This window comes from Clostridium sp. BJN0013 (assembly GCF_040939125.1).
Taxonomy (GTDB): domain Bacteria; phylum Bacillota; class Clostridia; order Clostridiales; family Clostridiaceae; genus Clostridium_B.
This window is the reverse complement of record NZ_CP162495.1, coordinates 2,881,819-2,908,077: the sequence shown is the minus strand read 5'-3', so window position 1 is coordinate 2,908,077 and position 26,259 is coordinate 2,881,819. Positions and strand designations below refer to the sequence as shown.

Sequence of the window (26,259 nt, the reverse complement as noted above, 5' to 3'; positions counted from 1 at the left end):
CTTATACCGAATATGAGTTTTAGATTTATTTAGATATTAACTCTAGATTTAGGTCTTTTGCATATAATGTTTCTTTTTTTATAAGTAATTCAGTTATTTTTTTAAGATGGGGTCTGTTTTCGATTATAATGTTTTTTGTATGATAGTACATAGAGTCAATTAACTTTTTACATTCTTCAATAATTTTATCCTGATTTATATTTAATTTCATAAGCTCTTGCATATTTAAAAGCCCCAAAGTTTCTCCCATACCATATTGAGTTATCATATTGAAAGCTATGTGGGTACTTCGTTGCAGGTCATTATGAGCACCGGTGGTTATATAATTGGAACCAAATATAACTTCTTCTGCAGCTCTTCCTCCTAAAAGTATCATTATTCTCTTTTTTAAGTAATCTTTATTCTCATAAAGTTTGTCTTCTGGAATGCTTAAAGTATAACCTCCAACTCCATTAGTACTTGGTATAATTGTTACTTTAGATATTTTTTCATTTGGAAGTACCTTTAAAGATACTAAAGCGTGACCTACTTCATGATATGCAGTTATTTTTTTGTCCATATCTTTTATATAGTCTCTATTTTTCTTTTCATATCCCGCCAAAATTATAGAAAAAGCCCTATCCATATGTGTATCTTCAATAACTCTGCTATTTTCTTTACATGCAATTATTGCAGCTTCATTTATTAAATTTTCAATTTTTGCACCTGAAAAATAAGAAGTTTTTTGAGCCCATTCATGCAAATCCAAATTACCTACAGGTTTATTATTTAAATGAACAGCTATAATTTTTTCCCTTGAAGAAATGTCCGGAAGAGTTATTTCTATATGCCTGTCGAATCTTCCAGGTCTTAAAAGTGCAGGATCTAGCATGTCCAATCTATTTGTTGCAGCTATCACTACAATTCCTTTTTTTTCATTAAAGCCAGACATTTCTGTAAGCAGGGCATTTAAGGTTTGATCTCTTTCGTCAGAACCTCCAGAAGCATTGGTACCATCTCTTTTTTTGCCAATAGCATCTATTTCATCTATAAATATAACTGCCTTTCCTGTACTGTTGTTTCTAGCTTTTTTAAATAACTGTCTTATACGGCTGGCTCCTACACCTACATATACCTGGATAAAATCTGAACCGGACACTGCATAAAAAGGAACATTTGCCTCACCTGCAACGGCTTTTGCCAGAAGAGTTTTGCCGGTTCCAGGTTGTCCGTATAACATTATGCCTTTTGGCATTCTTGCTCCATAGGATGCATATTTTTCAGGATTTTTTAAAAAATCTACTATATCTTTTACACTTTCTTTTGCCTCCTCATTTCCTGCTACATTTTCAAAAGTATAATTAAAATCTTTTACAGCAGCAGTATCTAAAGAGTCAATAGCTAAAGTTTTTTTGGAAACTTTTTCAGAATTTTTTATCCTCATAAATATAATTGATATAAAAGATAAAAGTAGTAAGGTAGCCGGGTATATTTGTTTACTATTTATGGGATAATCTTCAGATACGAGTATATTATTTTCTAATAGCATTTGTTTAGTATTAGGTGTCCTAGGGTTGTCTGTTTCATATATACTGCCATCTTTCAATTTTATCCTCATTTTAGGGTTGTCTGTAATATAAACTGTTGAAATTCTTTTATCCAATAAGTCTTTCTGAAATAAAGTGTATGATTTGTAGCCTATAGAATTATTTGTATAACTTATGAATATTAAAAAAGTTAAAGACAGTATAAAGGTAAAAACTGGTATTAAAATAAATTTATTTTTTATATTTTTTATTATGTTCTTCATAAGCATCCCCTCCCGGAATAGATCAATTGATTTATCCAAACTCTGCAACTAGCTAATACCCCCCAGCCTCTTCAAAGTAGGGGATAAGCACTGCCTGCGTTTGAATAAGTTTTTCTAAGATTCAAGTGGAGAAAAGCATTTCTCATAAGCAAACTTCATCTAAATCTTAGAATCACTTAATAATATAAAAAATACCTATAATTCAATAATTTAATATATATTTTTACAAAAATAAATAAACTGTATTATTATTTTACTATAATAATGATATTATAATATTTTTCTCTGTTAGTCTAATTAAAATCATAAAATTTTCTAAAGCAATTTGTGGAAAGGGATAAAATCTTTTTATAATGAGAATTAGAAAGCGTTTGGAACTATTAAATTATCCCACATTTCTAGTTTTGATATTTCTTATCAATTTCCTTATCCACAATTTTTACATCCCCTTTAGTACTTATATGAGGAACTTCCTTTTTTAGTGTTTTAGTTATATGCTTTATCTCTTTATATTGATTGTTACTAACTGAAACATCTTCTAAAGCCACTGGCTGCTTATGTATGTCGATTTTAACCTTATTTTTATTTATATCGAGCTCTTCCTTATGAAGTGTAAGTCTTCCTTCATCTTCACTTTTCTTATTATTATTGTCATTGCCTAAAATATTGTCAAATAGACCCATCATATTACCTCCTATAAGTGCATATTTTTAACTCATTAATATTTTATCCTTGCTGGATTAATATATCCTTTGTGAAATATGGAGCTAAAGTAAATGGTTTACAACAAATAAATGTAATTTTTATTTAAGTTTTAATAATTATGTTGCATATATTTTTATGTTGTCTAAGAAATTTATAAGGCTAGAGAGAGTACTGTGTGGAAGACATAAATAAGTAGTGCTAAGGAAGAAAAGGCTGTAGAAATAGCCCAAGATTTATTAAAGGAAAGCCATTATACAAAAAAGAGAATATTATCATTCCTTTCCAAGAAGCCATAATATGCTTACATCTAGTGCATCAGCAATAGCAACAAGTTCCTTGTCTGAGACTGGTCTTGTTTTGGATTCAATTTTGGATATTGTTGTTTTTTCAAGCTCTATACCTCTTACTGCAAGTCTTGCAAGTAAATCATTTTGAGTTACCTTGGGTTTATTTTTAAGCCTTGCATATTTTACTCTATCACCAATTAAATTTTTGTCTTTATTTTTAGCGTATCCCATTAAGATAATCCCCCAAAATAGTCATTCATATTGATTATATGTGAGAAATAATGTTATAATTTGCTTGTAGAGCAAGTTTTCTGATTCTCCAGGGGGATATATATGGATAAGAATATAAAAATGAAACATCAAATAGAAGAAGTGAGAGAAACTTTGAATAATAAATTATTACAGGATATTCTAAACAAAGGTACAATGAGTATGGATACATTAAATCTAAGTTGGAAACTGGACAAATTAATTGTAGATTATATGAAAAAAGGAATTTTAGATAAATAGAAGTTATTGTTTATCTGTGAAATCTATCCTGTCTACTTGACAGGGTGCAGTTCAAATTTAAATTTTACGGTGCTAGAATAAATTATTTGCTTTTTTAGTTATTATGTTAAATATGAATATTGTCTCTTAACTGCAAATACAAATTATTCTCATTTTACTCCTGCTAATACGCTGTCCAACATATCAAATTTTTTCAAACAAATAATATATTCTGCAACTAAATAAAAGTTATTTAAATCATCCTCATCTAAACCTCTGAAAGCAAATAATTCATCCCACAACATACTGCTTCCTTCAACCATGAAAAACGCTGATTCAAGTTCTACTCCTACAATAATTTTATTTTCCTTGAACACATCATCCTGTTTCTCATAAAGACACTTTCCTAACCCCATGTTTTCAATAAAAAACACTTTCGCAACAGGTATTTTGCTGTTAGGCAACTTATTTGAATAATACTCATTTACTAGCACATTGTCCACAACAACCTGTTTTAATTCTTCTTTTGTTTCCTCTGTTATAGGATATTTTTGCTTAAGATATTCGATTATTTCTAAAGCTGTTTTTCTATTTGGATACAGTTTTGTTTTGTATTCAACATAAATAGTTTTCCATTCTTCAACTGTTTCTGGTGTTAGCTCTTGCATCAGCATAAATTTACCTCCTGACAAAAGGTTATATAAATAATCTTTATTACTTATAATTTTACTATCTTGTCTTTACTAATGGTAATTATATCATAATTTTCATGATAAGATATTAAATAGTTGGTAGAAGAAGGTAGAAATTCTCAACTAATGTATTTTATTTTTGTGTTGAAGAGTGGGATGAGAGTTCAGAAAAATATTAGGTTATATAAGAACTACTTACCCAGTAGAAGCCAATTAAGAGAAACATTAAGTGCCTTAGCAATTGCAATTGCCTCATAATCAGCTACGAATCTATCACCAGATTCAATTCTTGAGATAGATATTCTATCAAGTCTGATATTCATAAGTTCCAATTTTGCAGCTAAGTTTTCTTGAGTTAAAGTAGGACTAAACATATGACGAGCTTTTTTAACTCTAGATCCTATAACATTTTTGCTTCTTTCATACCAATATATTTTCAAAATGCTTCACCGCCTAATGTGCTAAAGATTAACCTTTAAATTGATTTTACATTTCTATACTGATAGTAAAAAATGTAGGTAGAAATGAAAAGTGGACAGCAGATTTAAAATTTGTAAAAAATGAACTACCCAAAAAACATAAAGACTTATTCTTTTCAAAAAATAAAACTGATTCTCTATTTTTCTAAATTTAAATGTTCTAAAGCAATTTGTGGAAAAAGGTGAATGCCTCGAAGTATCAGAATTTAGATTAAGTTGACGTTATAACAGGAGGATGGTAGTATATACTATATTAAGGAGGTGTAATAATGCGCCAATGCATGGATGCAGGCAATCTACATAGAAGACTGAATAAAATTATGGGACAGATAAAAGCTATTGATAAAATGGTTGATGAAGATATTCCCTGTGAAGATGTTTTAATTCAGATCAATGCTGCCAAGAGTGCTTTGCATAAAGTAGGTCAGGTGGTTTTAGAAGGCCATTTAAACCATTGTGTCAGAGAAGGTATTGAACATGGAGATGCTGATAAAACAATAGCAGATTTTGCCAAGGCTGTAGAGCATTTTTCAAGAATGTCATAGATGTCCTAATGGGCAACTGTTGAAAGTAACAGTTGCTTTTTCTATTGACAGGGCATACCTACAAGGGTACAATATACATATACCCCTATGGGTATATAAAGGAGTGGTTTTATTGATACAGTTATTAAAGGATGATGACAAAAGAACTTTGTTATTTCTTTCATTATCTCTAATAGCTTTGGCTGTAAGTTTTTTCAATGTGGGAAATTTACCTATCAATGTGGCATGGATCGCAATTATTTTTTGTGGTATTCCCATTGTAAAAGGGGCCATTTGGGGATTGGTAACTGAGTTTGATATTAAGGCGGATGTGCTAGTTTCCATTGCATTGATTGCTTCAATTTCTATTGGAGAAATCTTTGCAGCTGGTGAAGTGGCTTTTATTATGATGATTGGAGCTTATTTAGAAGAACGTACTGTTGCCAAAGCCCGTGCTGGAATTGAAAAGTTGGTACATCTTACTCCTACAATTGCAAGGATTGTACAAAATGGCGAAGAATCTATAATTTCTGCTGATCAAATCAAAGAGGGTGATATCCTGAGGGTATTGGCAGGAGAAACAATAGCTGTTGATGGAATAATTATTAAAGGACAAACTTCTGTGGATCAATCTGTGATGACCGGTGAATCTTTGCCCGTAGATAAAGATGAGGGCGATGAGGTTTTCAGTGGAACTGTCAATCAATTTGGCACTTTTGAAATGGTTGCACAAAAAGTTGGAGAGGACAGTTCACTGCAAAGAATGATTCGTCTTGTTGAATCAGCAGATGCGGGGAAGGCAAAAATTGTTGGAATAGCTGATAGGTGGGCTACATGGATTGTAGTGATAGCACTTGCAGCGGCAGTTGGCACATGGCTTGCTACCCATGAAATTATTCGATCAGTTACTATTCTTGTTGTATTTTGTCCTTGTGCATTAGTGCTTGCAACACCAACAGCGATTATGGCCGGAATTGGAAATGCTACAAAGTATGGTATTCTTATCCGGGAAGGCGATGCTTTAGAACGGCTTGCGAAAATAAAGAGAATGGCATTTGATAAAACCGGTACTATTACCTACGGCAAGCCTGCAGTAGTTCAAGTAAAAAGCTGTGTACCAAATATCAACTCAGAATCATTACTTGCACTTGCAGCATCTGCGGAGTTGTGTTCAGAACATCCTTTGGGGAAAGCAATTGTTTCCTATTATAAAGAGAAGAATGGCAGATTACCAGAGGAACCAAATAATTTTATGCTTATTGCAGGCAGAGGGGTTTTGGCTGATGTAGACGGTAACAGGATATTGGCAGGCAATGAAGCTTTGTTATCTGAACAAAGAACTGAATTGCCAGTTACCCTTTGTCAATTAGCGGAAGCAGCCAGGGCAGATGGAAGTACAGTGATTTATCTTGCAGCAAACCAGAAAGCTATTGGACTTATTGCTTTGTCAGATACGCTTCGTCCCGATGCTTCAAAAACAATTGATGCAATCCATCAGACAGGAATTCAAACTGTATTGATTACTGGTGATGCACCACAGGCAGCAAAGCATATGGCGCAAATTGCTGGAATTACGGATTTAAAATCAAACTGTATGCCTGAGGATAAAATGAAAGCCATTAAAGAGTATCAAGATAAGGGTGATCTTGTTTGCATGGTAGGTGACGGAATTAACGATGCCCCTGCATTAAAGACAGCACATGTAGGAATAGCCATGGGTGGAATTGGAAGTGATATTGCAATTGATGCTGCAGATATTGCCCTTGTGGGGGATGATATCAAAGAAATCCCACATCTTTTACAACTTTCCAGAAAAACCATGCAAACCATTAATATAAACCTTACCGCTTCTATGATGCTTAACTTTATTGCTATTGCTTTGGCCATTACAGGTATACTAAATCCCGTTGTCGGAGCACTGGTACATAATGTGGGCTCTGTTGCAGTTATTATTAATTCATCATTATTATTGAAATGGAGGAAATTAAAATGAAGGCATGGATTTTATTTGGACTTTTTATTATTGTTGGGGTAGGAATGTTTATTGCAGGGATTATATATATGAAAAAAGAAAAAACTGATGTTGAATCTGTAAGGATATATAGAAATATATCTATTATAGGTGTAGTATTGGCTGTTGCTTCTGTAGTGGTGAAGTTTTTGCTATAAATATCTTCTGTTTGATGGGGATAATTCTGAATATAGTTTCAAGAGCTTCTAGTATGTATTATTAATGTATAAATAATGTATACTAGAAGCTTTATTAAGTGCTTCAGAGGTTCAGGTGGAGTTTGCTTTTAGATTTCCTAATATGCTAAGAATATAATATATGCTATCACATAGTTTGTAAAAAATGTCGTAATATGTATTTGAATGCAAGATAAAATGAGTTTGTGGAAATGTGAAATAATTCTAAACTATGTGAAGTATTTTTTATTTATAAATCGTTATATTATTATAAGACTAAAAAGGTGGTGGTGATTATTTGTGAAAATCAATTTGAAAGTTACATAAAACAATATGAACGTTTAATCATTACCATTTGTTTTTCCTTTACTAAAAATTATTTTGATGCAGAGGATATAGCACAGCAGACTTTTTTAACTGCCTATGAAAATATGAATAAATTTGATGGTAAAAATTTTAAAGCATGGGTTACAAAAATTGCGTTAAATAAATGTAAGGATCATGTTAAAAGTCCTTCTAGAAAGTTAGAAAGTCTTACCAATGAAGATTATAAATACATAGAGGATACAAAGGACTCTCCAGAAGAAAGTGTACTAAGCAAGTATAGTGATGAAAAAATATATAACCTGTGTAATAGATTAAAAGAACCCTACAAAACTGTGGCAGTAAATTATTTTTGTAAAAATATAAAACTTTCTGATATGGCAAAAGATACAGGAGAAAATTTAAAAACACTCCAAACAAGATTATATAGATCAAAAAAACTTCTTAAAATTTTATGGAGGGAGGAATTTGTTTGAGGAATAATCTATTTGATAATGATGGGCATATAAGTAATTTGTGTATAAAAAAGTTTAAAGAGAGAGATCTGGATAATAAGGAACTTATTGTTGTATTCCAGCATATTGAGTGCTGTGAAAAATGTGTTCAATATCTTACAGAAAGTTTTGATGATAGTGAACTTATGGAAGTACCTTTTGGATTTGAAGAAGAAGTAAAAAATAAAATAGTTAAATATAAAAAGAAAAATAGACAGTTTTTGTTTTATTCTCTTAGAGTCTCCATTGCCGCATGTATATCCCTTATATTTGTGTTTTCAAGTACATTGAGTTTTATGGCAAATACTAAAATAAAAACATTGGAAATTGTTTCACCTAAGTTTACGGTAATAAATTCAATTAATATAGAGCTTGGTAATTTCACTAATAAAATAATTAATATGGAGGTATTTAATAATGAAAATGAAAAAAGGTAATTTTTTAACCATTTTATTTTCTTTTCTTCCTGGTGCAGGTCATATGTACATGGGATTCATGAAAATGGGATTGTCAATTATGTCTGCATTTTTCTTTGTAATATTTCTTTCAACATGGCTTCATATAGGACCTCTTCTATTTGTTTTACCTCTAATTTGGTTCTATTCTTTTTTTGACTGTATAAACAAACAGAGTTTATCTCAAGAGGAGTTTTCACTTATGGAAGATAATTATATATTTTCTATAAACAAATTGCTTAATTGGGACAAAAATTTATTTAAAAGGAAAAGATTATTTTTGGGAATACTTTTAGTGTGCATGGGAATCTACCTTATATGGGACAATATTAGGTATGTCATTAGACCATATATAAATATAAAAGTCTATGAAATTATAAGCAATTTTACAGCAATTATTCCCCAGATAATTGTAGCAATAGCAATAATTGTAATTGGAATAAAACTTATCATGGGAAAGAAAAAGGAGAGAGATATGGATGATTAGGGGGAGAAGGGTAGGTACATTTACTTCTGGTGTACTGCTCATTGTATTTGGGGTAATGTTTTTAATGCATAGTATATTTAGAAATATAAATTATAATCTAATAATATCATTGTGGCCGGCAATATTAATTCTTATTGGAATAGAGATCATTATAGCCTATATTGTAAATAAAGAGGAGAAACTAAGCTATGATACAGGAGCCATATTTATTGTAATGGTACTTTGTATTTTTGCCATGATAATGGGTGCAATTCAGTTTGCAATTACAGATTATCCTCAATTTAAGAGTATGTTTTAAGTCTTTTAAAAATGTATAATAACATATTAAATGGAGCTTTCTATGATAAAGTTAAATATCATGGAAAGCTATTTTATTATACCAAACACTAGTATTTATTAAAATAATTAATTACTAAATTAATTATTTTAATAAATAACCATAATATACTTTATATATTTAATTTACATATTGAATATATTGAAATATCATGATATACTATTTGTGAAAGGAGATGATAGGTTGGCATATAAAATAATAGGTAAATGTCCTATATGTAAATCTAAGCTTTTAATTTCAAAACTTAAATGTCCTAAATGCAGCACAATAATTGAAAATAATTTTGAAATGTCAAAATTTGAATATTTAACACTGGAACAGCTTAAATTTATAGAGGTATTTCTAAAGAACAGAGGAAATATAAAAGATGTGGAAAAGGAACTTGGTATATCCTATCCTACTGTAAGAGCAAAGCTTGATGAGGTCATAGCTGCCCTTGGATATGATGTAGCTCAGGATGTGAAAGTTGATAAAAAGAAAGTAGTGGATATGTTGGATAGAGGACAGATAAGCGCAGATGAAGCTATTAAAATGTTGAATGAATAAATATAAATAAAATGGAGGATAAAAAAATGAATGAAGAAATGGCAAAAATATTAAAGATGGTGGAAGAAGGCAAGATTACAGCAGATAAGGCCCAGGAACTTATAGAGTCGCTTAAGGATAAAAATACAGACGTTCAACTTTCTTCAGATAATGATATCATGGATAAAATGTTAAAGATAAGAGTTAATTCTAATGATGGCGATAATGTAAATGTAAATCTTCCAGTAAAATTTATAAAGATAATGCTTAAAACTGTAGGCAAGATTCCCCTAAGTGATAATGTGAAAGGAATGGAAAATATTGATTTGAATCTTATTTCAGAAGCTATAGACAATGGACTTTTAGGTAAAATAGTGGATGTAAAAAGTGCAAATGGAGATATAGTTGAGGTGGTAATAGAATAGGGAGAGCAGTATATGAGAGTGTATGTAAAATCAGGAAAAGTGAGATTTATAATACCTATACCATTTATATTTTTAAAGCTTGGTATATCAATTTTCAGTTCATCTTTTGTAAGAACACATATTCCGCAAAAAGACAGAAAGTACTTTGATATGATTGATTTTAGAGAATTTTCCAAATGCCTTGGAATTTTAAAGCAATATAAGGGGTTAAGAATCGTGGAAGTTAGAGCAAAGGATGGCATTGAAGTAATTATAACCCTATAAAAAGATTAATCTCCATGTTTGATTTTTGCATGGAGAATTTTTTGTTTATTTTAAAATTAGATTGTTTATCTATATTATTATTTGATATAATGGAAATTATAAAGAATATCTCTAAATAGATGTTTTTCTATAGGTAATTATCTATAAATAGAATTAAGAAGAGAGGAAGACATATGAAGAAATTCTGTCGAGCAGTGATGTATTGTATTGGACTTGTAATACTTGCATTAGGAATTATATTGAATACAAAGACAGGTTTAGGTGTATCACCAATTATATCTATTCCCTATTGTGCTTCCGATATTTGGAAAATAAATTTAGGAAATGCAACTCTATGCACCTATGTACTATGTGTGGTGGGGCAGATAGTGCTTCTTGGAAAGAAATTTCGCTATTTTGACCTGCTGCAAATTCCTATGAGTGTGTTATTTAGCAGAGTCATTAATATATTTAATGATATGATAATTATAAATTGCAATAGTTTAATGCTAAGATTACTTTTGCTTGCGGCAGCCATTATGCTTACTGGAATAGGGGTAGCTATTTCTGTTGAAATGAAGTTTGTTCCTAATGCAGCAGATGGCCTTACACAGGCACTAGGGGATAGAATGAACAAAGGACTTGGCTTTGCAAAAAACATAGTAGATATATCCTGCGTTTTGATTACCTTATTTATTGGCTTAGTATTTGGCGGAAAAATAATCGGAATTGGTATTGGAACTTTGACAGCTGTACTTGGGGTGGGACGTTCCATTGCTCTTGTTAATATGTTATTTAAAAAGCAAATGAGTGCACTTGTAAACTAGAGGGAATAATATCTATAATATGGAGGTATATATGAGAAATAATAACACAATTAAATTAAGTAAAGAGAAAAAGGATGAAATGATTTCTTCAATAAAAAATTATTTCTTGGAAGAAAGAGGAGAAGAATTAGGCGATTTGGCTTCAAGTCTTATTTTAAAATTTATTATAGAAGAATTGGCACCGGAATTTTATAATCAAGGGGTTTATGATTCCTATAAGTATATGAATGACAGGATTGAGGATTTGTTGTCAATACAAAAATATTGAAATAATTAAAGAGATGTTTAGTTAAGAGGGTGAGGTTTTATTTTTGAAGATAATTGATTTAACACATACTATTTCAGAGAATATGCCGGTTTATCCAGGCACAGAGCCACCCAAATTAGAAGTTGGAAATATATATGAAAAAGATGGTTTTAAAGAAACCCTGCTCACAATGTCTTCCCATACTGGAACACATATGGACTCTCCAGCTCATTTATTTCCTGAAAGAACTACTTTAGATTCTTTTCCTGTAGAACAATTTATAGGAAAAGCGTTGGTGATTGATTGTAGTGACCTAAAGGAGGGTGAGGGAATTACCATGAAATATATCCAGAAAGTAAAAGAAACAGCCCGCAGAGCACAGTTTATTTTATTTCATACTGGTTGGGATAAGCGATGGGGTACAAGTTCTTATTTTGGAGAATATCCCTGTATTACAGAGGAAGTCTGTGAATATCTAATTTGCAGCAAGAAAAAGGGAGTGGGGTTAGATGTGATAAGTGTTGTTCCCATTTCAGATGAAAATTTAACTGTGCATAAAAAACTTCTTCATAAAACGGATATGATTATTATAGAAAATTTGACTTACTTAGAAAAAATAGGTAATAAGCTATTTACATTATGTGTCCTTCCAATAAAATATGATAATTCCGATGGAGCACCTATTAGAGCTGTTGCTATTCTAGATGAATAGCAACAGCATATCTTTTCAATAAAAATTTAGTTTTTCCCAGAGTTAGTTGATATAAAAATATATTTGTTATGATTTTGTATAGAAAACTTGTTTTATCTATATAAAAATAATAAATAATGTGGCGGAAGATGCCCTGAGCTAAAGTTTTGAGTATGTGCTAAATGTTCCAGAAGGGGACATTTAGAGTAGGATTTGTTGCACTTTTTAATAATTGTACAGCCTACACAAATATATAGTTTAAAAAAGTTAAAACTGCATATTCTATGCTATATAGAGTAAAATATAACTTACTACTTATTTTAGATATCTAAATTTAGAGCTTAAATAAATTTATGAAATTCAATCAACAAAAAAGTATTGGATGAAAAATTATGAAAGGAGTGAATTAGATGAAAGGAAAATTTGTAGCAGGAGCTATAATTGGAACAGCAGTAGGCATGATGATAGTACCTGAATTAGATAAAACTACTAGAAGAAGAATAAGAAGAACTTCTAGATACTTAAGAAACAGTGTGGGTAATATATATGGGAAAATGTCAAATTTTACAATATGATGTTTTGAAATGTGAAGGGCTGCCGCATAATTTAATTATGCGGCAGTTTATTTTTTGCTCAAATATAGAAGATGTGTGGCTCGAAAGCCTCGCAAGTGTTGTATAATTAATCTATGAAAAAAACAAATTATTAACATAAAAATTATACCGAAATAAGAAGATATTATGAACTGGTTTTACCATTTAATATCGAAATGTTGATATCTGAAGATGATTCAGTTTGTCTGCTAAGCCAAATATTGGGAGGGTTAAATGATGATTTAGTTTTGAAGTTGGATATCTATATATAAAAATGGAGCGTTGTAAAGTTACTTTAAAAAAGCAGTTTTGCAACACTTCATTATATTTTTGTTATTATATACTAAATAGTTTGTATTAATGTCAATATAGTTAAAATTTTTTCTTTTATCCCTAAAAATATGATATAATTAAAATAGTTATTAAGTAAAATTTTAATATGGTTAAAATAAAAACACAAGGGTAAAGGAAGAGGGAATATATGGAAATACTTTCTTTAGGAGAAAAAATAAAAAGAAGAAGAAAAGAACTTAATATGACCTTAAAAGATTTAGCAGGAGATAGAATTACACCAGGTCAGATAAGCCTTGTAGAATCCGGAAAGTCAAATCCTAGTATGGATTTATTGGAATATCTAGCATCTGAGCTAAAAACCTCCATTGAATATCTAATGGAGTCAGAAGAAACTCAGGCAGAAAAAATCTGTACTTATTTTGAAAATATAGCTGAATCTTATATAATAAATGAAAATTTAAATCAATCAGAAGAATATATTGATAAAGCTTTATATTATGCTGAAAAATATTTTTTGGAACATAAAAAAGCAAAGAATCTATATTTAAGAGGCATAGTGCATATGGCCAAGGGAGAGTATCCTATTGCACAACAATTTTTATTGTCGGCAAATGTTATATTTATAAAAGATAATAAATATGAAGAAACTATAAATACTTTTGTGAATTTAGGTAAAATATCTAAGAAATTAAAGGCCTATTATTCCTCTTTAAGTTATTTTCAGCAAGCAGAAACAGTATATAAGGGAAATAATGTAGGTGATGATTTCTTACTTGGACAAATATATTATTATATAGCTTGTGTGAATTTTGAATTAGAAAATATTCCAGAGGCTATAAATTATTCTTATCTGGCAAAAGAAAAATTTAAACAAATGGACGATGAAAAGGAATATGCAAAAACACTTTTTCTATTAGCGGAAGAGTATAAAAAAAGAGGAGATATAGATAATGCTATAAAATATTCCCAAAAGACATTAAGTGTATATAGAAAATTAGATGATGTAGTTAATATTGCAAAAATTGAAAATAATTTGGGGAAACTTTTTTTTGAATTTGATAATATTGAAGAATCTTTTATACATTTAAATAAGGCTAAAGAATTAAGACTAAAGCTTAAAGATAGTAATATAATCGAGACCCTTGTAAATATATGTGAAAATTACATTAAATTAAAGGATGTATCTAATTCTAGAAAAATTCTTCAGGAAATAATGGAAAGAATAGATGAAGGTAATGATAGAACTTTAGTATATTATTATTTATTGAAATTTAGAATAGATATGCTTGAGTCCAATAAAAAAGAAGCGGAAAGTACACTTATCAGTGCATTGAGTTTTGTGAAAAATATGGATTATGTTAAGGAGATTGGTGATATTTCTATAATATTGGGGAAATTTTATATAGATAATAAAAGAGATAAGGAAGCAGCTAAATATTTAAATGAAGGTGTTAATATTTTTAAAAAGATTGGAATATTGAAAGAGATTTAAATAAAACGGGTGAGTAATTATGGAAATACTTTCTACTGGAGAAAAAATTAAAAGGGCGAGGATATATAAAGGGTATACCTTGAAGGAACTATGTGATAATAAAATATCGGTATCTAAAATGAGTTGTATTGAAAATGATAAAGTAAAACCTGAGGAATGGGTATTAAAATTTATAGCCAATAAACTTGAAGTTGATCTTTTATATTTAAAGCAGGATATAAAAGATCAACTAGCAAAGAATATAAATGATATAGTTAAAAGTAATGATACAAAAGATCATGAGGAAATTTTAAAGTATAACTTCAAATTTGCCAGAGATGGCTGTTATAGTGACATATGTTTTCAAATATTACACCTTTTATTTAACTGTTATTTAAATAAAGAAGAATTGGAAAAAGCACAACATATAGTACATAATTATTATTATTATTTACAAAAATGTTTTTCCTATGAAAGAACAGTAGTGTATTATATAGATATTGCTAAATGGTTTCTTATGTCTAGGGAATTTCTACATGCTGTAAATTATTATAATAATGCTATAGATATTAGTTTGAAAATTGATAATAAAGGGCTTTTGATAAAAGCTCTTTATTATCAAGCTATGTGTTATTTTGAGATGGATAACTATGAAAAATCTTATGAGCTTGCTAATAAGATTATGGATTTAATGGACTTTGTGGAGGAAGATATAAAGAAAGCAAAAATATATCATTTGATGGCACTTCTTTCTCTTAAAACCAATATAGGAGAATTTAAAGAATATGAAAAAAAGGTAGATATATTTTATGGGAAGAACCTGAGAAATAAAGCTAGAGCTCTATTTGATTATGCTTGTGCTATGTTTATTTTAGATATGAAAGACAGTGCAATACATTACTTGATTAAGGCAGAAGATATGTATCCTAAAGATGATATAAAAGAACTAGTAAGATTTCAGCTTATGATTGTAGATATTTTTATAAAAAATGAAGTTTTGGATAAAGCACAGTACATATGTGACATGGTTTTAAATTATGCCATATTTTTAAATAATATAGAATGTATAGAAAGAGCTTATTATTATAAAGCTGTTATACTTATAAAACAGGGAAATTTTGAGTTTGGTGAAATGTATATGAATCTATCACTGGATACTCTTCTTAAATTTGCAACAAATACTAAAATATATAAAAGATATATAAAGATGGGAGAAATGTATTATAAAATGGGCAGTGTCTCAGAGTCAATTAAGTATTTTGATTTTGCTATAAAGTTAGAACAAAAATATGATTTTTTATAGATACCATAATCTATAAATTTTAAGAAAGGAGGAAAGTTGCATTAAAACTTATGCCGGGCTAGATTATCAATCCACAGTTCATAATGTGTATAGAAGTGTTTATTCCTCATTTTTAAAAAGCTGAGGATTGAAAATATTAGTTAAGCTAATGGTAATTTTACAAAAAGTTTTAGGCAACCAATTATGGTATGGATATAGATAAGCTTACTATTAAAGTTCAACAAGCAATAAATAATGCACAGAGTATAGCTGTAAAGTATAACCATCAGCAGATAGATGTTATTCATTTATTTTCAGCATTAGTATTTGAGGAAGATGGTTTGATTCCAAATATATTTGGAAAAATGTCTGTAGATGTAAAAGCATTGATAAACTCAACTAAAGATGTGTTGAATAAAATGCCTAAAGTATTAGGAGAAGGTGCACAGAGTTCTTCACTTTATGCTACTAGAAGATTTGAAGAAATTTTTATAAAGGCAGAAAATATAACTAAGAAATTCAAAGATTCTTATATAAGTGTAGAGCATGTAATGTTGGCTATTATGGAAAGTGGCTCTAGAGAAGTAGAAGGAATCTTGAAAAAGTTCAATATAACAAAAAAAGGATTTTTAGAGGCATTAACTCTAATTAGAGGAAATCAAAAAGTGGATACTCAGGATCCAGAAGGGACTTATGAAGCATTAGTTAAGTATGGAAGAAATTTAGTGGAAGAGGCTAAGAAGCATAAATTGGATCCAGTAATAGGCAGAGATGAGGAGATTAGAAGGGTAGTTAGAATAATTTCAAGAAGAACTAAGAATAATCCAGTACTTATAGGAGAACCAGGAGTAGGAAAGACTGCTATAATTGAAGGATTAGCGGAGAGAATTGTAAGAGGAGATGTGCCAGAAGGCTTAAAAGATAAAATAATATTTTCACTAGACATGGGAGCTTTAATTGCAGGAGCAAAATTTAGGGGAGAGTTTGAAGAGAGACTCAAAGCTGTACTTAAGGAAGTTGAAAAAAGCCAGGGGAAAATAATATTATTTATAGATGAGATTCACACTATAGTTGGAGCTGGGAAAACAGAAGGCTCTATGGATGCAGGAAATCTAATCAAACCAATGCTGGCAAGAGGTGAACTTCACTGTATTGGTGCTACTACTTTTGATGAATACAGAAAGTATATAGAAAAGGATAAAGCTTTAGAGAGAAGATTTCAACCTGTAGTAATAGACGAACCTAATTTGGAGGATTCTATTTCAATACTTAGGGGTCTCAAAGAAAAATTTGAAATATACCACGGCATAAGAATCCATGACTCTGCTATTGTAACGGCGGTTAAACTTTCAGATAGATATATAACAGACAGGTACTTGCCAGATAAAGCCATAGATTTAATTGATGAGGCCTGTGCCATGATAAGAACGGAAATTGACAGTATGCCTACTGTTATGGACAGTGTTAAAAGAAAAATATTTCAGCTGCAAATTGAAAAAGAAGCCTTATCTAAAGAGAAAGATACTGCCTCTATAGAAAGACTTAAGGATTTGGAAAAAGAACTGAGCAATTTAAAAGATAGAGACAATGAACTTACTTCAAAATATGAGATGGAAAAATCTAATATAACTCTGGTTAGAAATTTAAAGAAACAATTAGATGAGGTAAAAGGGCAGATTGAAAAAGCAGAAAGAGAATATGATTTAAATAAGATGGCAGAATTAAAATATGGAGTTGTTCCTAAATTGGAGAAAGAAATAGAAAAAGAAGAAGAAAAGTTAAAAGAAAATAATGAGAATGCCATGTTAAAAGAAGAAGTGACGGAACAGGAAATTTCACAGATAGTGTCTAAGTGGACTGGAATACCTGTTTCCAAACTGGTAGAAGGAGAAAGAAAAAAGCTTCTTAAATTAGAAGAGGAACTTTCAAAAAGAGTTATAGGACAGGAAGAAGCGGTTAGAGCAGTATCCAATGCTGTAATAAGGGCTAGGGCAGGAATGAAAGATCCAGGAAGACCTATAGGTTCTTTTATATTCCTGGGACCTACAGGTGTAGGTAAAACAGAGCTAGCAAAAACTTTAGCAAGAACATTGTTTGACAGTGAAGAAAATATAATTAGAATAGACATGTCAGAATATATGGAAAAATATTCTGTCTCCAGGCTTATAGGTGCTCCTCCGGGATATGTGGGTTATGAAGAAGGAGGACAGCTTACAGAAGCAGTAAGAAGAAAACCATATAGTGTAATATTATTTGATGAAATTGAGAAGGCCCATGATGATGTATTTAATGTATTTTTACAAATATTAGATGATGGAAGACTTACGGATAATCAGGGTAAAGTAGTAGACTTTAAAAATTGTATTATAATTATGACATCTAATATAGGAAGCAGTTATTTGTTAGAAAATAAAAAGGAGAGTGGAATAGAGGAAGGAATAAAACATAGGGTAATGAATGAAATGAAATTAAAATTCAAACCTGAGTTTTTAAATAGATTAGATGACATAATAATGTTTAAACCGTTAAATACGGAAGAAATTAAATCTATAATAGATATATTTTTAAGGTATATAGAAAATAGACTTAAAGATAAAAGTATTTCTTTAAGTGTAGAGGATAATGCCAAGGAAATTATGGTTAAGGAAGGTTATGATCCAGTTTATGGAGCCAGACCTTTAAAAAGATATATAGAAAATGTGCTGGAGACGTCTATTGCAAAGAAGATAATTAAGGGAGAAATATACAATGGATGTGCTATAAGAGTAAGTTATGATGGGGATTTTAATATTAATTTGGATAAAAATTAAATAGCAGGCAAAAGAGATTAGGAATATTCTAATCTCTTTTTTCATATATGAAAATGTACTGGATAAAGTTATGCTTTTCTCCTAGTTTCTCTTGCTATTATAAAGTTTTTAGCATGTATTTCCAATTCATCATCTAAAGGTTCCAGTGTTATGGCACCATATTTTTTTGCAAGGGCTAAACTTATAAATCTATCAGCTAATTCAGGATTTTTAGAAAGAAGAGAACCATGAAAATATGTACAAAAACAATTTTTATATATACACCCTTCATAACCATCTTCACCATTATTTCCATAGCCTACAATTACTTTTCCAAGGGGTTCTAAGTCTCCGATATAAGTTCTTCCAGAATGGTTTTCAAAACCCACATAGGTTTCCTTAAACCGTTCATTATATATTACCGTATTTCCTATAAATCTTTTATTACCGCTTTCGGTGTAAATATCCAGTACATTAAGGCCGGAAAGTTTTTCACCCTGAGGAGTGGAATAATACTTTCCCAAAAGCTGGTATCCTCCACAAATTGATAAAAATACATTTTCATTTTCAATATAATTTAAAATACCCTCCCTTTTATTTTTTACCAGATCCTCAGATACTATAGACTGTTCATAATCCTGTCCGCCTCCAAAAAAAGCTATATCATATTTAGATTCATCAAAGGGGTCACCTAGAGATATATTAAATATATTTACATTTATGCCTCTTTGCTGTGCCCTGTATTTTAAAATAAGTATATTTCCTAAATCCCCATATACATTTAGTAAATCAGGATATAGGTGACATATATTCAATTCCATTTTATATAACTCCTTATTAAAATATTTTTACCAAAATTTTTTAATATAACCTTTAAAATTGAGAAATTTTCTGAAGTTTATCATGGCAGTGTAAGTAGCGAGCACATATACTGTGTTCAATTTGCAATTTTTTATTTCTTCAGTAAGAGACTCATAGGTCTCGGAGATTATAAAGTTCTTATCTGGTAGGCCGGCGATTTTTAATCTTACAGCCATATCATAAGGTCTTATGCCGGAAATCATTATTTTATCTATATCTAAAGATGATAATTTTTCAAAATTAACATCCCATATCCAGGAAACATCTCTCCCGTCTGCATAATTATCATTTAAAAGTACTACCAGATTGAAAGTTCTACTATCAAGGCTTAAGGTATTTATAGCCTGATCATAACCAGCAGGATTTTTTACTAAAATTATTTTAACTTGTTTATCCCCTATCTTTATGTTTTCATGTCTCCCAAAACTACTTTTTTGATTTTTTAGGGAGTTGTATATGTTAGAAATAGGTATATCACAAACCATAGCTACAGAGTAGGCACACAGGGCATTATACATATTATATGTACCAGGTTGATTTATATAATATTCTTTTCCATTTATGATTATAAGAGAACCTTCTGGTGTCTGTTCCTTTATTTCGTCTAAAGTATAATCTAATTCAGGACGTTTATATCCGCAGTTAGGACAATAGTAATCTCCTAAATGATTATATGTAAGAAAATTATACATATAAGGGCTTTTGCATTTTTTACAAAATTTTGCATCAGAATTAAGTGACACTTTTTTACTGTTAGTAAGAGCACAGTTAAATCCATAATAAATAGTTCTATTTGGCAAATTTAAGTCTCCAAGTAGAGATTCATCACCATTTAAAACTAAATTTGAAAGAGGAACTTTTTCAATTCCCTGGATAATTTTGTTTAAGGTAGAGTAAACTTCACCATATCTGTCCAGCTGATCTCTAAATAAATTGGTAACGGTTATAATTTCAGGTATTACATAATTAGTGAAAAGAGGTATGTTTGCTTCGTCACACTCTATTACTGCATATTTTGTGCTATAGCATTTTTTAAATGAATAGTTTTCTACAAAGCAGGATACTATCCCCGTAAGCATGTTAGCTCCTGTACTATTTGTAATCACACATTTTTTACTATCTTTTAATATGTTATATATCATGCTTGTAGTTGTAGTTTTACCATTTGTACCGGTGATAATTATAATTTTATAGTTATTACATATAGTTTTTAAAATATTTTTATCTAATTTTAATGCAACTTTTCCAGGAAAATTACTTCCGCCTTTAAACAAAATTTTTGATAATTTTATTATAATTTTGCAAATAATAATACTAAAAAAAGAATTTATATTAATTTTGTACACCACCCTTTGTCCAGACACATTATTCATATGTTAACTATATAAACTTTAAGGTAACTCTTAAATATTATAATACAATATGAGAATTTTTACATCAAAAAAGTAAAAGTTATCTATTAATTCTCATATTTTAATAGAATTTTAAATGTCATAAAATTATATTGAAATCACATTACAATTTCTACAGACAATTCACGTATAAATATTAGTTTTTTAACTATAAATATAAAAAACTAATACATTTTGAGGAAATATTATGAAGAGCAATTTCTAAAAAATATATATACTAGAATTTAGTTCGTTAAAATTTAAAGGAATAACTGTGAAGGATGTAAAAATTGAAATTGCATAAATAATGTAGCACATATATATAAAATGTAGCTTATATCGAGTTTTTTTAAAATATATATTATATTAATGCAAGGATAACAATAAAAGTGTTGCATAATGTAAATAAAACAATCTTTTGTGTTGCATTTTTCTATAAATGGTGTAATATATATAATATAAAATGTTAGGGGGAAGTAATATGAGTATGGATTTATCGTATTTAAATATTAAGGAATATAAAAATGTGTATAAAAATTTACCACCTGCCAAATTAGTAGAGTTAGCTATTAAAAGAGGAGAAGGATGCCTATCTAACAAAGGAGCGTTAATAATTAATACAGGAAAGTATACAGGTAGATCACCTAAGGATAGATTCATAGTTAATCAGGACAGTATAAAGGATAAAATAAACTGGGGGAGTGTAAATTTATCTATAGAGGAAAAAATTTTTGATAGAATGTATGATAAAGTTTTAAACTATTTGAAGGGTAAAGATATTTTTGTATTTGATGGATTTGTAGGAGCTTTAAAAGAATATACTCTTCCTATAAGAGTTATATGTGAAAAAGCATGTGAAGCTTTATTTGCTAATCAACTATTTAGGAGACCAACAGTGGAAGATTTACAATCTTTTATACCTGGATTTAATGTAATAGCAGTACCGGACTTTAAATCCCAAGGAAAAGCAGATGGTTTAAATTCAGAGGCTTTTATATTAATAAATTTTGATAAGAAAATTATACTGATAGGAGGAACTCAGTATTTAGGTGAAATAAAAAAATCACTATTTTCTGTAATGAATTTTTTGCTGCCTGAAAGAGGAGTCCTTCCAATGCATTGTTCTGCCAATATAGGAAAGGATGGTAAGACATCTCTCTTCTTTGGACTTTCAGGAACGGGGAAAACTACCTTATCAGCAGATTCAGAGAGAAAGTTAATTGGAGATGATGAACATGGATGGTGTGATAAAGGAGTGTTCAATTTTGAAGGGGGATGCTATGCAAAAACCATAAGACTTGATAAGGAAAAAGAACATGAAATATATAATGCCATAAGATTTGGTACTGTACTTGAAAATGTAGTTACAGATGAATATGGAGTACCTGATTATAATGATGGAAGATATACAGAAAATACAAGAGGGGCTTATCCTATTGACTATATAGATAATATAGAGAAAAGTGGAGTTGGAGGAAATCCTGAGACTATTATATTTTTAACTGCAGATGCTTTTGGTGTAATGCCTCCTATATCCAAGCTTTCAAAAGAAGCGGCTATGTATCATTTTATGTCGGGGTACACTAGTAAAGTATCAGGTACAGAAAGAGGCATAGTTGACCCAGAAGCGACTTTTTCATCTTGCTTTGGAGAACCATTTATGCTTATGAATCCTGCGGTATATGCTAAATTGTTGGGAGAAAAAATAGACAAACATAATACAGAAGTGTATTTAGTAAATACAGGATGGTTAAGTGGCGGCTATGGAAAAGGAGATAGAATAAATCTTCCTTATACGAGAGCTATGATTAGAGAAGCCTTAAATGGCAAATTTAAGAATATAGAGTTTGTAGAGCATCCTATATTTAAAGTAATGATGCCTAAAGAATGCCCGGGAGTTCCAAAAGAAATGTTGGATCCTAAAAACACATGGACAGATAAAGAGGCTTATGATGCTGCGGCAAAAAAACTAGCTAAAAAATTTAATGAGAATTTTAAAAAATTTGGTAGCGTTTCAGAAAATATAGTTAAAGCAGGTCCTGAGATTAGACGCTTTACTTGTATATAGACTTATTGAAAACTGTTTTCTTTATTGTTATAGAAAACAGTTTTCTTTTGTCTCTAATTAAGTTATATATTTTGTGTAACAATTTATTAATAATATAGTGGTTGTGAACAAACTTATAATGATAGTATAATAGTAATTGTTGTAAAAATTTAAAATATAGAGAGTGAGTGGAAATAATGGAATTAATCTTTATTATTAAAGCTGCTATTATTGGGGTGGTAGAGGGAATAACGGAATTTTTGCCAATATCTTCTACGGGACATATGATAATAGTGGGGGATTTGATAAACTTTAAAGCACCAATTTATGATAAAGTTTATATAAACATGTTTGAGATTGTAATTCAACTGGGAGCTATACTTGCTATAGTGGTTCTTTATTGGGACAAAATATTTAATTCACTTAAAAATATTAAACCGGGTAAATGGGGATTTAAACTTTGGGTTATCATTTTAATTGCATTTTTACCTTCCGCTGTGGTGGGGTTCATATTTAATGATTTTATTCAAGAAAAACTGTTTAACTCAATTACAGTGGCCTCTGCACTAGTAGTTGGAGGAGTACTTATGATATATATGGAGAATAAGTATAGAAGGGGAAATAGTACTAAAAATATTGAAGATGTGAATATTTTGCAGGCCTTTAAAATAGGATGTTTTCAATGTCTTGCTCTGTGGCCTGGAATGTCAAGAAGCGCATCTACAATAATGGGAGGATGGATAAGTGGACTTACCAATGTAGCTGCAGCAGAGTTTTCTTTTTTTCTTGCCATACCAACTATGATAGCTGCGTCAGGATGGTCTCTTATAAAAGTAAAAATAGATATGAGTATAATGCAGGTTATTGCCCTATCTGTTGGGTTTATAGTTTCATTTTTAGTAGCTTTAGTGGTAGTGGAAAAGTTTATGAATTTTTTAAAGAGAAAACCTATGAGAGTTTTTGCCATATATAGAATATTTATAGGTATAATAGTACTTGTATTGACTGTTACAAAAGTTATAAGTGTTTAAAATAATATTACCTAAAATGTATATACTAACAAGAGTGGCAGTTAATATGCTATGATTTTTAATTCATAAAGAAAGGTTGTAATACTTATGGATCCCATAGCTTTTTCTATTGGTGGTTTTCAAATCAGGTGGTATGGAATAATGATAGCCCTGGGAGTTTTAGCAGCTCTTATTTTGGCTAATTTAAATTGTAAATATAAAGGATATGACTTTGATAGTTTAATAGATGTATTTTTGATATCTTTCCCACTGGCAATTATAGGGGCTAGAGTTTATTATGTTATTTTCCAGTTTCAAGATTATAGAAGTAGCCTTATGGACATATTTAATATAAGGCAGGGGGGACTTGCTATTCATGGAGGCCTTATATTTGGACTTGGAGCAGCTTACATAGTTTCTAGATACAAAAAGATGGATTTTATAAAATTGTGGGACTGCTTTGCACCTTCTATAATTCTTGGCCAGGCAATAGGTAGATGGGGGAATTTTTTTAATGGGGAGGCTCATGGAGGGATTGTAAGCTATGAATTTATAAGTAAGTTTCCTTTGTTTATACAAAGAGGAATGTACATAAATGGTGATTATTATAATCCTACATTTTTGTATGAATCCCTTTGGGATTTAATAGTATGTATTATTTTAATTTATATTTTTAGAAAGAAACATAAAAGAGGCTCCGTAATATGTGCCTATGTTGGATTGTATTCACTGGGAAGGATCTTCATAGAGGGACTAAGAACAGATAGTTTAATGATTGGACATATTAGAGTTGCCCAATTAGTTAGTTTTATAGGGATTGTATTGAGTATAAGTTTTTTTATATACTTAAAAGGTAGAAGTAAAAAAATTGATTAATGTAATTTAAGGGCTGAATGAACAGCCCTTAATGTTTATTCTGATAATTTCAAGTCTAATTTTTTGGTAGAGTCATTTCTATAGACTACTATAGAAACAGTATCTCCAGATTTATGAGTAGCTTTTATAGTATTTATTTCGCTTATAGACTTAACAGATTTACCATCAAATTTTTGTATAATATCTCCTGCTTTCAACCCTGCTTTTTCAGCAGCACTAAATTCTTCTACTTCAGCCACATATACACCTTCTGGAAGATTATATTGCTTAGATAAAGTGGAATCTATATTCCTTCCTGCAATTCCAATTTTTAATACTGGCTTTAAAAGGCCCGTTAATTTGGATTTTACTGTATTTATAGGAATTGAAAAACCTATACCTTCAACACCATTTCCACCTATTTTAGCGGAATTTACACCTATCACCTGTCCTAGTGAATTCACAAGAGCTCCTCCACTATTTCCTGCATTTATAGCTGCATCTGTCTGCAGAAAAGTTTGAGTGGTATTTCCAGTATTGATTTCTCTTTTGGTAGCACTTATGATGCCACTTGTTACAGAACCTAAGAGTTCCTTGCCTAGAGGATTTCCGATGGCAACTACAGAATCACCCACTTGAACTTTATCTGAATCCCCAAGTTCTGCTACAGCAGGCATGGTAGTGGATTGAGTAACCTTTATTACAGCTAAGTCTTGATCTGCATCATAATTTACAACTTTAGCAGGTACTTCCTTCTCGGTGCTTAGTATTACAGTTATGCTCTGAGCACTTTGTACTACATGGTAATTGGTAAGTATATATCCATCAGAACTTATTATTATTCCAGATCCCATTCCGTCATCTTCACCAGTATCTCCATTATTTGAGAAGCCAAATACATTGTTCTGAGAAACAGTTTTAATAGACACTCCTACTACTGCAGGACTTACTTTTTTTGCTATTTCAGCTACAGTAAGACCATTTGTACTTGTAGTAGATATAGTAGATGCTTTGGTTTGCGAGGTAGTAGATGTATTTGTACTTGAATTAATGTTTTCATAAAGCGGCGTATTCTTGAAAAAAGTTGTAGTTGGTATTAAATATAAAAATGCTGCAACTGATACACTTCCTCCTATCAAACTGGATATTAATCCTACTGCTATATAGGATAAAAGTCTTTTAAATCTTGAAGTTTTTTTAAATTTATCTCTAAAGTCATACTTTACTATTGCTTTTGAAGCATTTTTATCTTTGTTAAAGTTATCCATACGAGACCCTCCCTTAATATTAATATAACCATTTTTATTATATAATAAATGCATTTTGTTACAGTTGTATGGCAGAACTGTTAATGAGTTATGACAATTTTGTTGAATATGTGTTACAATTATTTGAAAATAATAATTATGATAGAAAATATATTATAATTTAATATATAGAATTTGTTTTACAATAAAAC

Annotated in this window: 29 protein-coding genes; 21 read left to right on the top strand and 8 right to left on the bottom strand. The window is 30.1% G+C overall.

The window, feature by feature from the left end; translation table 11 throughout:
- Positions 1–25 precede the first annotated feature (25 nt).
- From AB3K27_RS14945 to AB3K27_RS14935, 3 genes are all read right to left on the bottom strand, one after another.
- A complete protein-coding gene (locus AB3K27_RS14945; protein ID WP_368491251.1) occupies positions 26–1,777 on the bottom strand; it encodes an ATP-dependent metallopeptidase FtsH/Yme1/Tma family protein in 1,752 nt (583 codons plus the stop codon).
- A 410-nt stretch (positions 1,778–2,187) separates the two neighbouring features.
- Positions 2,188–2,472: a DUF2382 domain-containing protein gene (locus tag AB3K27_RS14940; protein WP_368491250.1), complete on the bottom strand. Its 285-nt coding sequence runs from the start codon at positions 2,470–2,472 to the stop codon at positions 2,188–2,190.
- Between the two features lie 294 nt (positions 2,473–2,766).
- On the bottom strand, positions 2,767–3,012 hold the full coding sequence (locus AB3K27_RS14935; RefSeq protein WP_368488195.1) for a helix-turn-helix domain-containing protein: 246 nt from the start codon (positions 3,010–3,012) through the stop codon (positions 2,767–2,769).
- Between the two features lie 102 nt (positions 3,013–3,114).
- On the opposite strand from AB3K27_RS14935, the gene AB3K27_RS14930 reads away from it, so the two are divergent.
- Complete coding sequence (locus AB3K27_RS14930) at positions 3,115–3,291, top strand: aspartyl-phosphate phosphatase Spo0E family protein (protein WP_368488194.1); 177 nt, start codon at positions 3,115–3,117, stop codon at positions 3,289–3,291.
- Positions 3,292–3,440: 149 nt separating this feature from the next.
- On the opposite strand, the gene AB3K27_RS14925 is transcribed toward AB3K27_RS14930, so the two are convergent.
- Together AB3K27_RS14925 and AB3K27_RS14920 are read right to left on the bottom strand one after the other, a co-directional pair.
- Positions 3,441–3,944 carry a hypothetical protein gene (locus tag AB3K27_RS14925; protein ID WP_368488193.1) on the bottom strand — a complete coding sequence of 168 codons (504 nt, stop codon included), beginning with the start codon at positions 3,942–3,944 and terminating at the stop codon, positions 3,441–3,443.
- A gap of 209 nt (positions 3,945–4,153) precedes the next feature.
- Positions 4,154–4,336: a helix-turn-helix domain-containing protein gene (locus tag AB3K27_RS14920; RefSeq protein WP_368488192.1), complete on the bottom strand. Its 183-nt coding sequence runs from the start codon at positions 4,334–4,336 to the stop codon at positions 4,154–4,156.
- 374 nt (positions 4,337–4,710) lie between these two features.
- Between AB3K27_RS14920 and AB3K27_RS14915 the strand changes: the two genes are divergently transcribed.
- From AB3K27_RS14915 to clpB, 17 genes are all read left to right on the top strand, one after another.
- Positions 4,711–4,986, top strand: coding sequence for a metal-sensing transcriptional repressor (locus tag AB3K27_RS14915; RefSeq protein ID WP_368488191.1), 276 nt, complete (start codon positions 4,711–4,713; stop codon positions 4,984–4,986).
- Positions 4,987–5,098: 112 nt separating this feature from the next.
- The gene (locus tag AB3K27_RS14910) at positions 5,099–6,958 is read left to right on the top strand and encodes a heavy metal translocating P-type ATPase (RefSeq protein WP_368488190.1); all 1,860 of its coding nucleotides are present in this window, start codon (positions 5,099–5,101) and stop codon (positions 6,956–6,958) included.
- A complete protein-coding gene (locus tag AB3K27_RS14905) occupies positions 6,955–7,134 on the top strand; it encodes a hypothetical protein (RefSeq protein ID WP_368488189.1) in 180 nt (59 codons plus the stop codon). The genes AB3K27_RS14910 and AB3K27_RS14905 overlap by 4 nt, the downstream gene beginning before the upstream one ends.
- Positions 7,135–7,439: 305 nt before the next feature.
- A complete protein-coding gene (locus tag AB3K27_RS14900; protein ID WP_368491249.1) occupies positions 7,440–7,952 on the top strand; it encodes a sigma-70 family RNA polymerase sigma factor in 513 nt (170 codons plus the stop codon).
- Positions 7,949–8,407 carry a hypothetical protein gene (locus tag AB3K27_RS14895; protein ID WP_368488188.1) on the top strand — a complete coding sequence of 153 codons (459 nt, stop codon included), beginning with the start codon at positions 7,949–7,951 and terminating at the stop codon, positions 8,405–8,407. The genes AB3K27_RS14900 and AB3K27_RS14895 overlap by 4 nt, the downstream gene beginning before the upstream one ends.
- Complete coding sequence (locus AB3K27_RS14890; RefSeq protein ID WP_368488187.1) at positions 8,388–8,912, top strand: hypothetical protein; 525 nt, start codon at positions 8,388–8,390, stop codon at positions 8,910–8,912. The genes AB3K27_RS14895 and AB3K27_RS14890 overlap by 20 nt, the downstream gene beginning before the upstream one ends.
- A complete protein-coding gene (locus tag AB3K27_RS14885) occupies positions 8,905–9,210 on the top strand; it encodes a DUF5668 domain-containing protein (RefSeq protein WP_368488186.1) in 306 nt (101 codons plus the stop codon). The genes AB3K27_RS14890 and AB3K27_RS14885 overlap by 8 nt, the downstream gene beginning before the upstream one ends.
- Before the next feature lie 222 nt (positions 9,211–9,432).
- Positions 9,433–9,795, top strand: a complete 363-nt coding sequence (locus tag AB3K27_RS14880; protein ID WP_368488185.1) for a DUF2089 domain-containing protein — start codon at positions 9,433–9,435, stop codon at positions 9,793–9,795.
- 26 nt (positions 9,796–9,821) lie between these two features.
- Complete coding sequence (locus tag AB3K27_RS14875; protein WP_368488184.1) at positions 9,822–10,199, top strand: hypothetical protein; 378 nt, start codon at positions 9,822–9,824, stop codon at positions 10,197–10,199.
- A 12-nt stretch (positions 10,200–10,211) separates the two neighbouring features.
- Positions 10,212–10,463 (top strand): hypothetical protein, encoded by a 252-nt coding sequence (locus AB3K27_RS14870; RefSeq protein ID WP_368488183.1) that lies wholly within the window; start codon positions 10,212–10,214, stop codon positions 10,461–10,463.
- Between the two features lie 173 nt (positions 10,464–10,636).
- Positions 10,637–11,269, top strand: coding sequence for a DUF6198 family protein (locus AB3K27_RS14865; protein ID WP_368488182.1), 633 nt, complete (start codon positions 10,637–10,639; stop codon positions 11,267–11,269).
- 31 nt (positions 11,270–11,300) lie between these two features.
- Positions 11,301–11,537: a DUF2164 domain-containing protein gene (locus AB3K27_RS14860; RefSeq protein WP_368488181.1), complete on the top strand. Its 237-nt coding sequence runs from the start codon at positions 11,301–11,303 to the stop codon at positions 11,535–11,537.
- 43 nt (positions 11,538–11,580) lie between these two features.
- Entirely contained in the window at positions 11,581–12,228 is a 648-nt protein-coding gene (locus tag AB3K27_RS14855) for a cyclase family protein (protein ID WP_368488180.1), read from the top strand.
- 389 nt (positions 12,229–12,617) lie between these two features.
- A complete protein-coding gene (locus tag AB3K27_RS14850) occupies positions 12,618–12,782 on the top strand; it encodes a YtxH domain-containing protein (protein ID WP_368488179.1) in 165 nt (54 codons plus the stop codon).
- Positions 12,783–13,281: 499 nt separating this feature from the next.
- On the top strand, positions 13,282–14,586 hold the full coding sequence (locus tag AB3K27_RS14845) for a tetratricopeptide repeat protein (RefSeq protein ID WP_368488178.1): 1,305 nt from the start codon (positions 13,282–13,284) through the stop codon (positions 14,584–14,586).
- Between the two features lie 19 nt (positions 14,587–14,605).
- Positions 14,606–15,868: a helix-turn-helix domain-containing protein gene (locus AB3K27_RS14840; protein WP_368488177.1), complete on the top strand. Its 1,263-nt coding sequence runs from the start codon at positions 14,606–14,608 to the stop codon at positions 15,866–15,868.
- A 188-nt stretch (positions 15,869–16,056) separates the two neighbouring features.
- Positions 16,057–18,657, top strand: coding sequence for an ATP-dependent chaperone ClpB (gene clpB / locus AB3K27_RS14835; RefSeq protein WP_368488176.1), 2,601 nt, complete (start codon positions 16,057–16,059; stop codon positions 18,655–18,657).
- Positions 18,658–18,725: 68 nt separating this feature from the next.
- Here the strand turns inward: clpB and AB3K27_RS14830 are convergent, their stop codons facing one another.
- Both AB3K27_RS14830 and AB3K27_RS14825 read right to left on the bottom strand, forming a co-directional pair.
- Positions 18,726–19,457 carry a type 1 glutamine amidotransferase gene (locus AB3K27_RS14830; protein ID WP_368488175.1) on the bottom strand — a complete coding sequence of 244 codons (732 nt, stop codon included), beginning with the start codon at positions 19,455–19,457 and terminating at the stop codon, positions 18,726–18,728.
- Between the two features lie 27 nt (positions 19,458–19,484).
- Entirely contained in the window at positions 19,485–20,843 is a 1,359-nt protein-coding gene (locus AB3K27_RS14825; protein ID WP_368491248.1) for a MurT ligase domain-containing protein, read from the bottom strand.
- Between the two features lie 526 nt (positions 20,844–21,369).
- Between AB3K27_RS14825 and pckA the strand changes: the two genes are divergently transcribed.
- The 3 genes from pckA (at position 21,370) to lgt (ending at position 24,821) form a co-directional block, all read left to right on the top strand.
- A complete protein-coding gene (gene pckA / locus AB3K27_RS14820) occupies positions 21,370–22,956 on the top strand; it encodes a phosphoenolpyruvate carboxykinase (ATP) (protein ID WP_368488174.1) in 1,587 nt (528 codons plus the stop codon).
- 176 nt (positions 22,957–23,132) lie between these two features.
- Positions 23,133–23,966 (top strand): undecaprenyl-diphosphate phosphatase, encoded by an 834-nt coding sequence (locus AB3K27_RS14815; RefSeq protein ID WP_368488173.1) that lies wholly within the window; start codon positions 23,133–23,135, stop codon positions 23,964–23,966.
- An 87-nt stretch (positions 23,967–24,053) separates the two neighbouring features.
- Positions 24,054–24,821, top strand: coding sequence for a prolipoprotein diacylglyceryl transferase (gene lgt, locus AB3K27_RS14810; protein ID WP_368488172.1), 768 nt, complete (start codon positions 24,054–24,056; stop codon positions 24,819–24,821).
- Between the two features lie 35 nt (positions 24,822–24,856).
- On the opposite strand, the gene AB3K27_RS14805 is transcribed toward lgt, so the two are convergent.
- A complete protein-coding gene (locus AB3K27_RS14805) occupies positions 24,857–26,068 on the bottom strand; it encodes a S1C family serine protease (RefSeq protein WP_368488171.1) in 1,212 nt (403 codons plus the stop codon).
- Positions 26,069–26,259 lie beyond the last annotated feature (191 nt).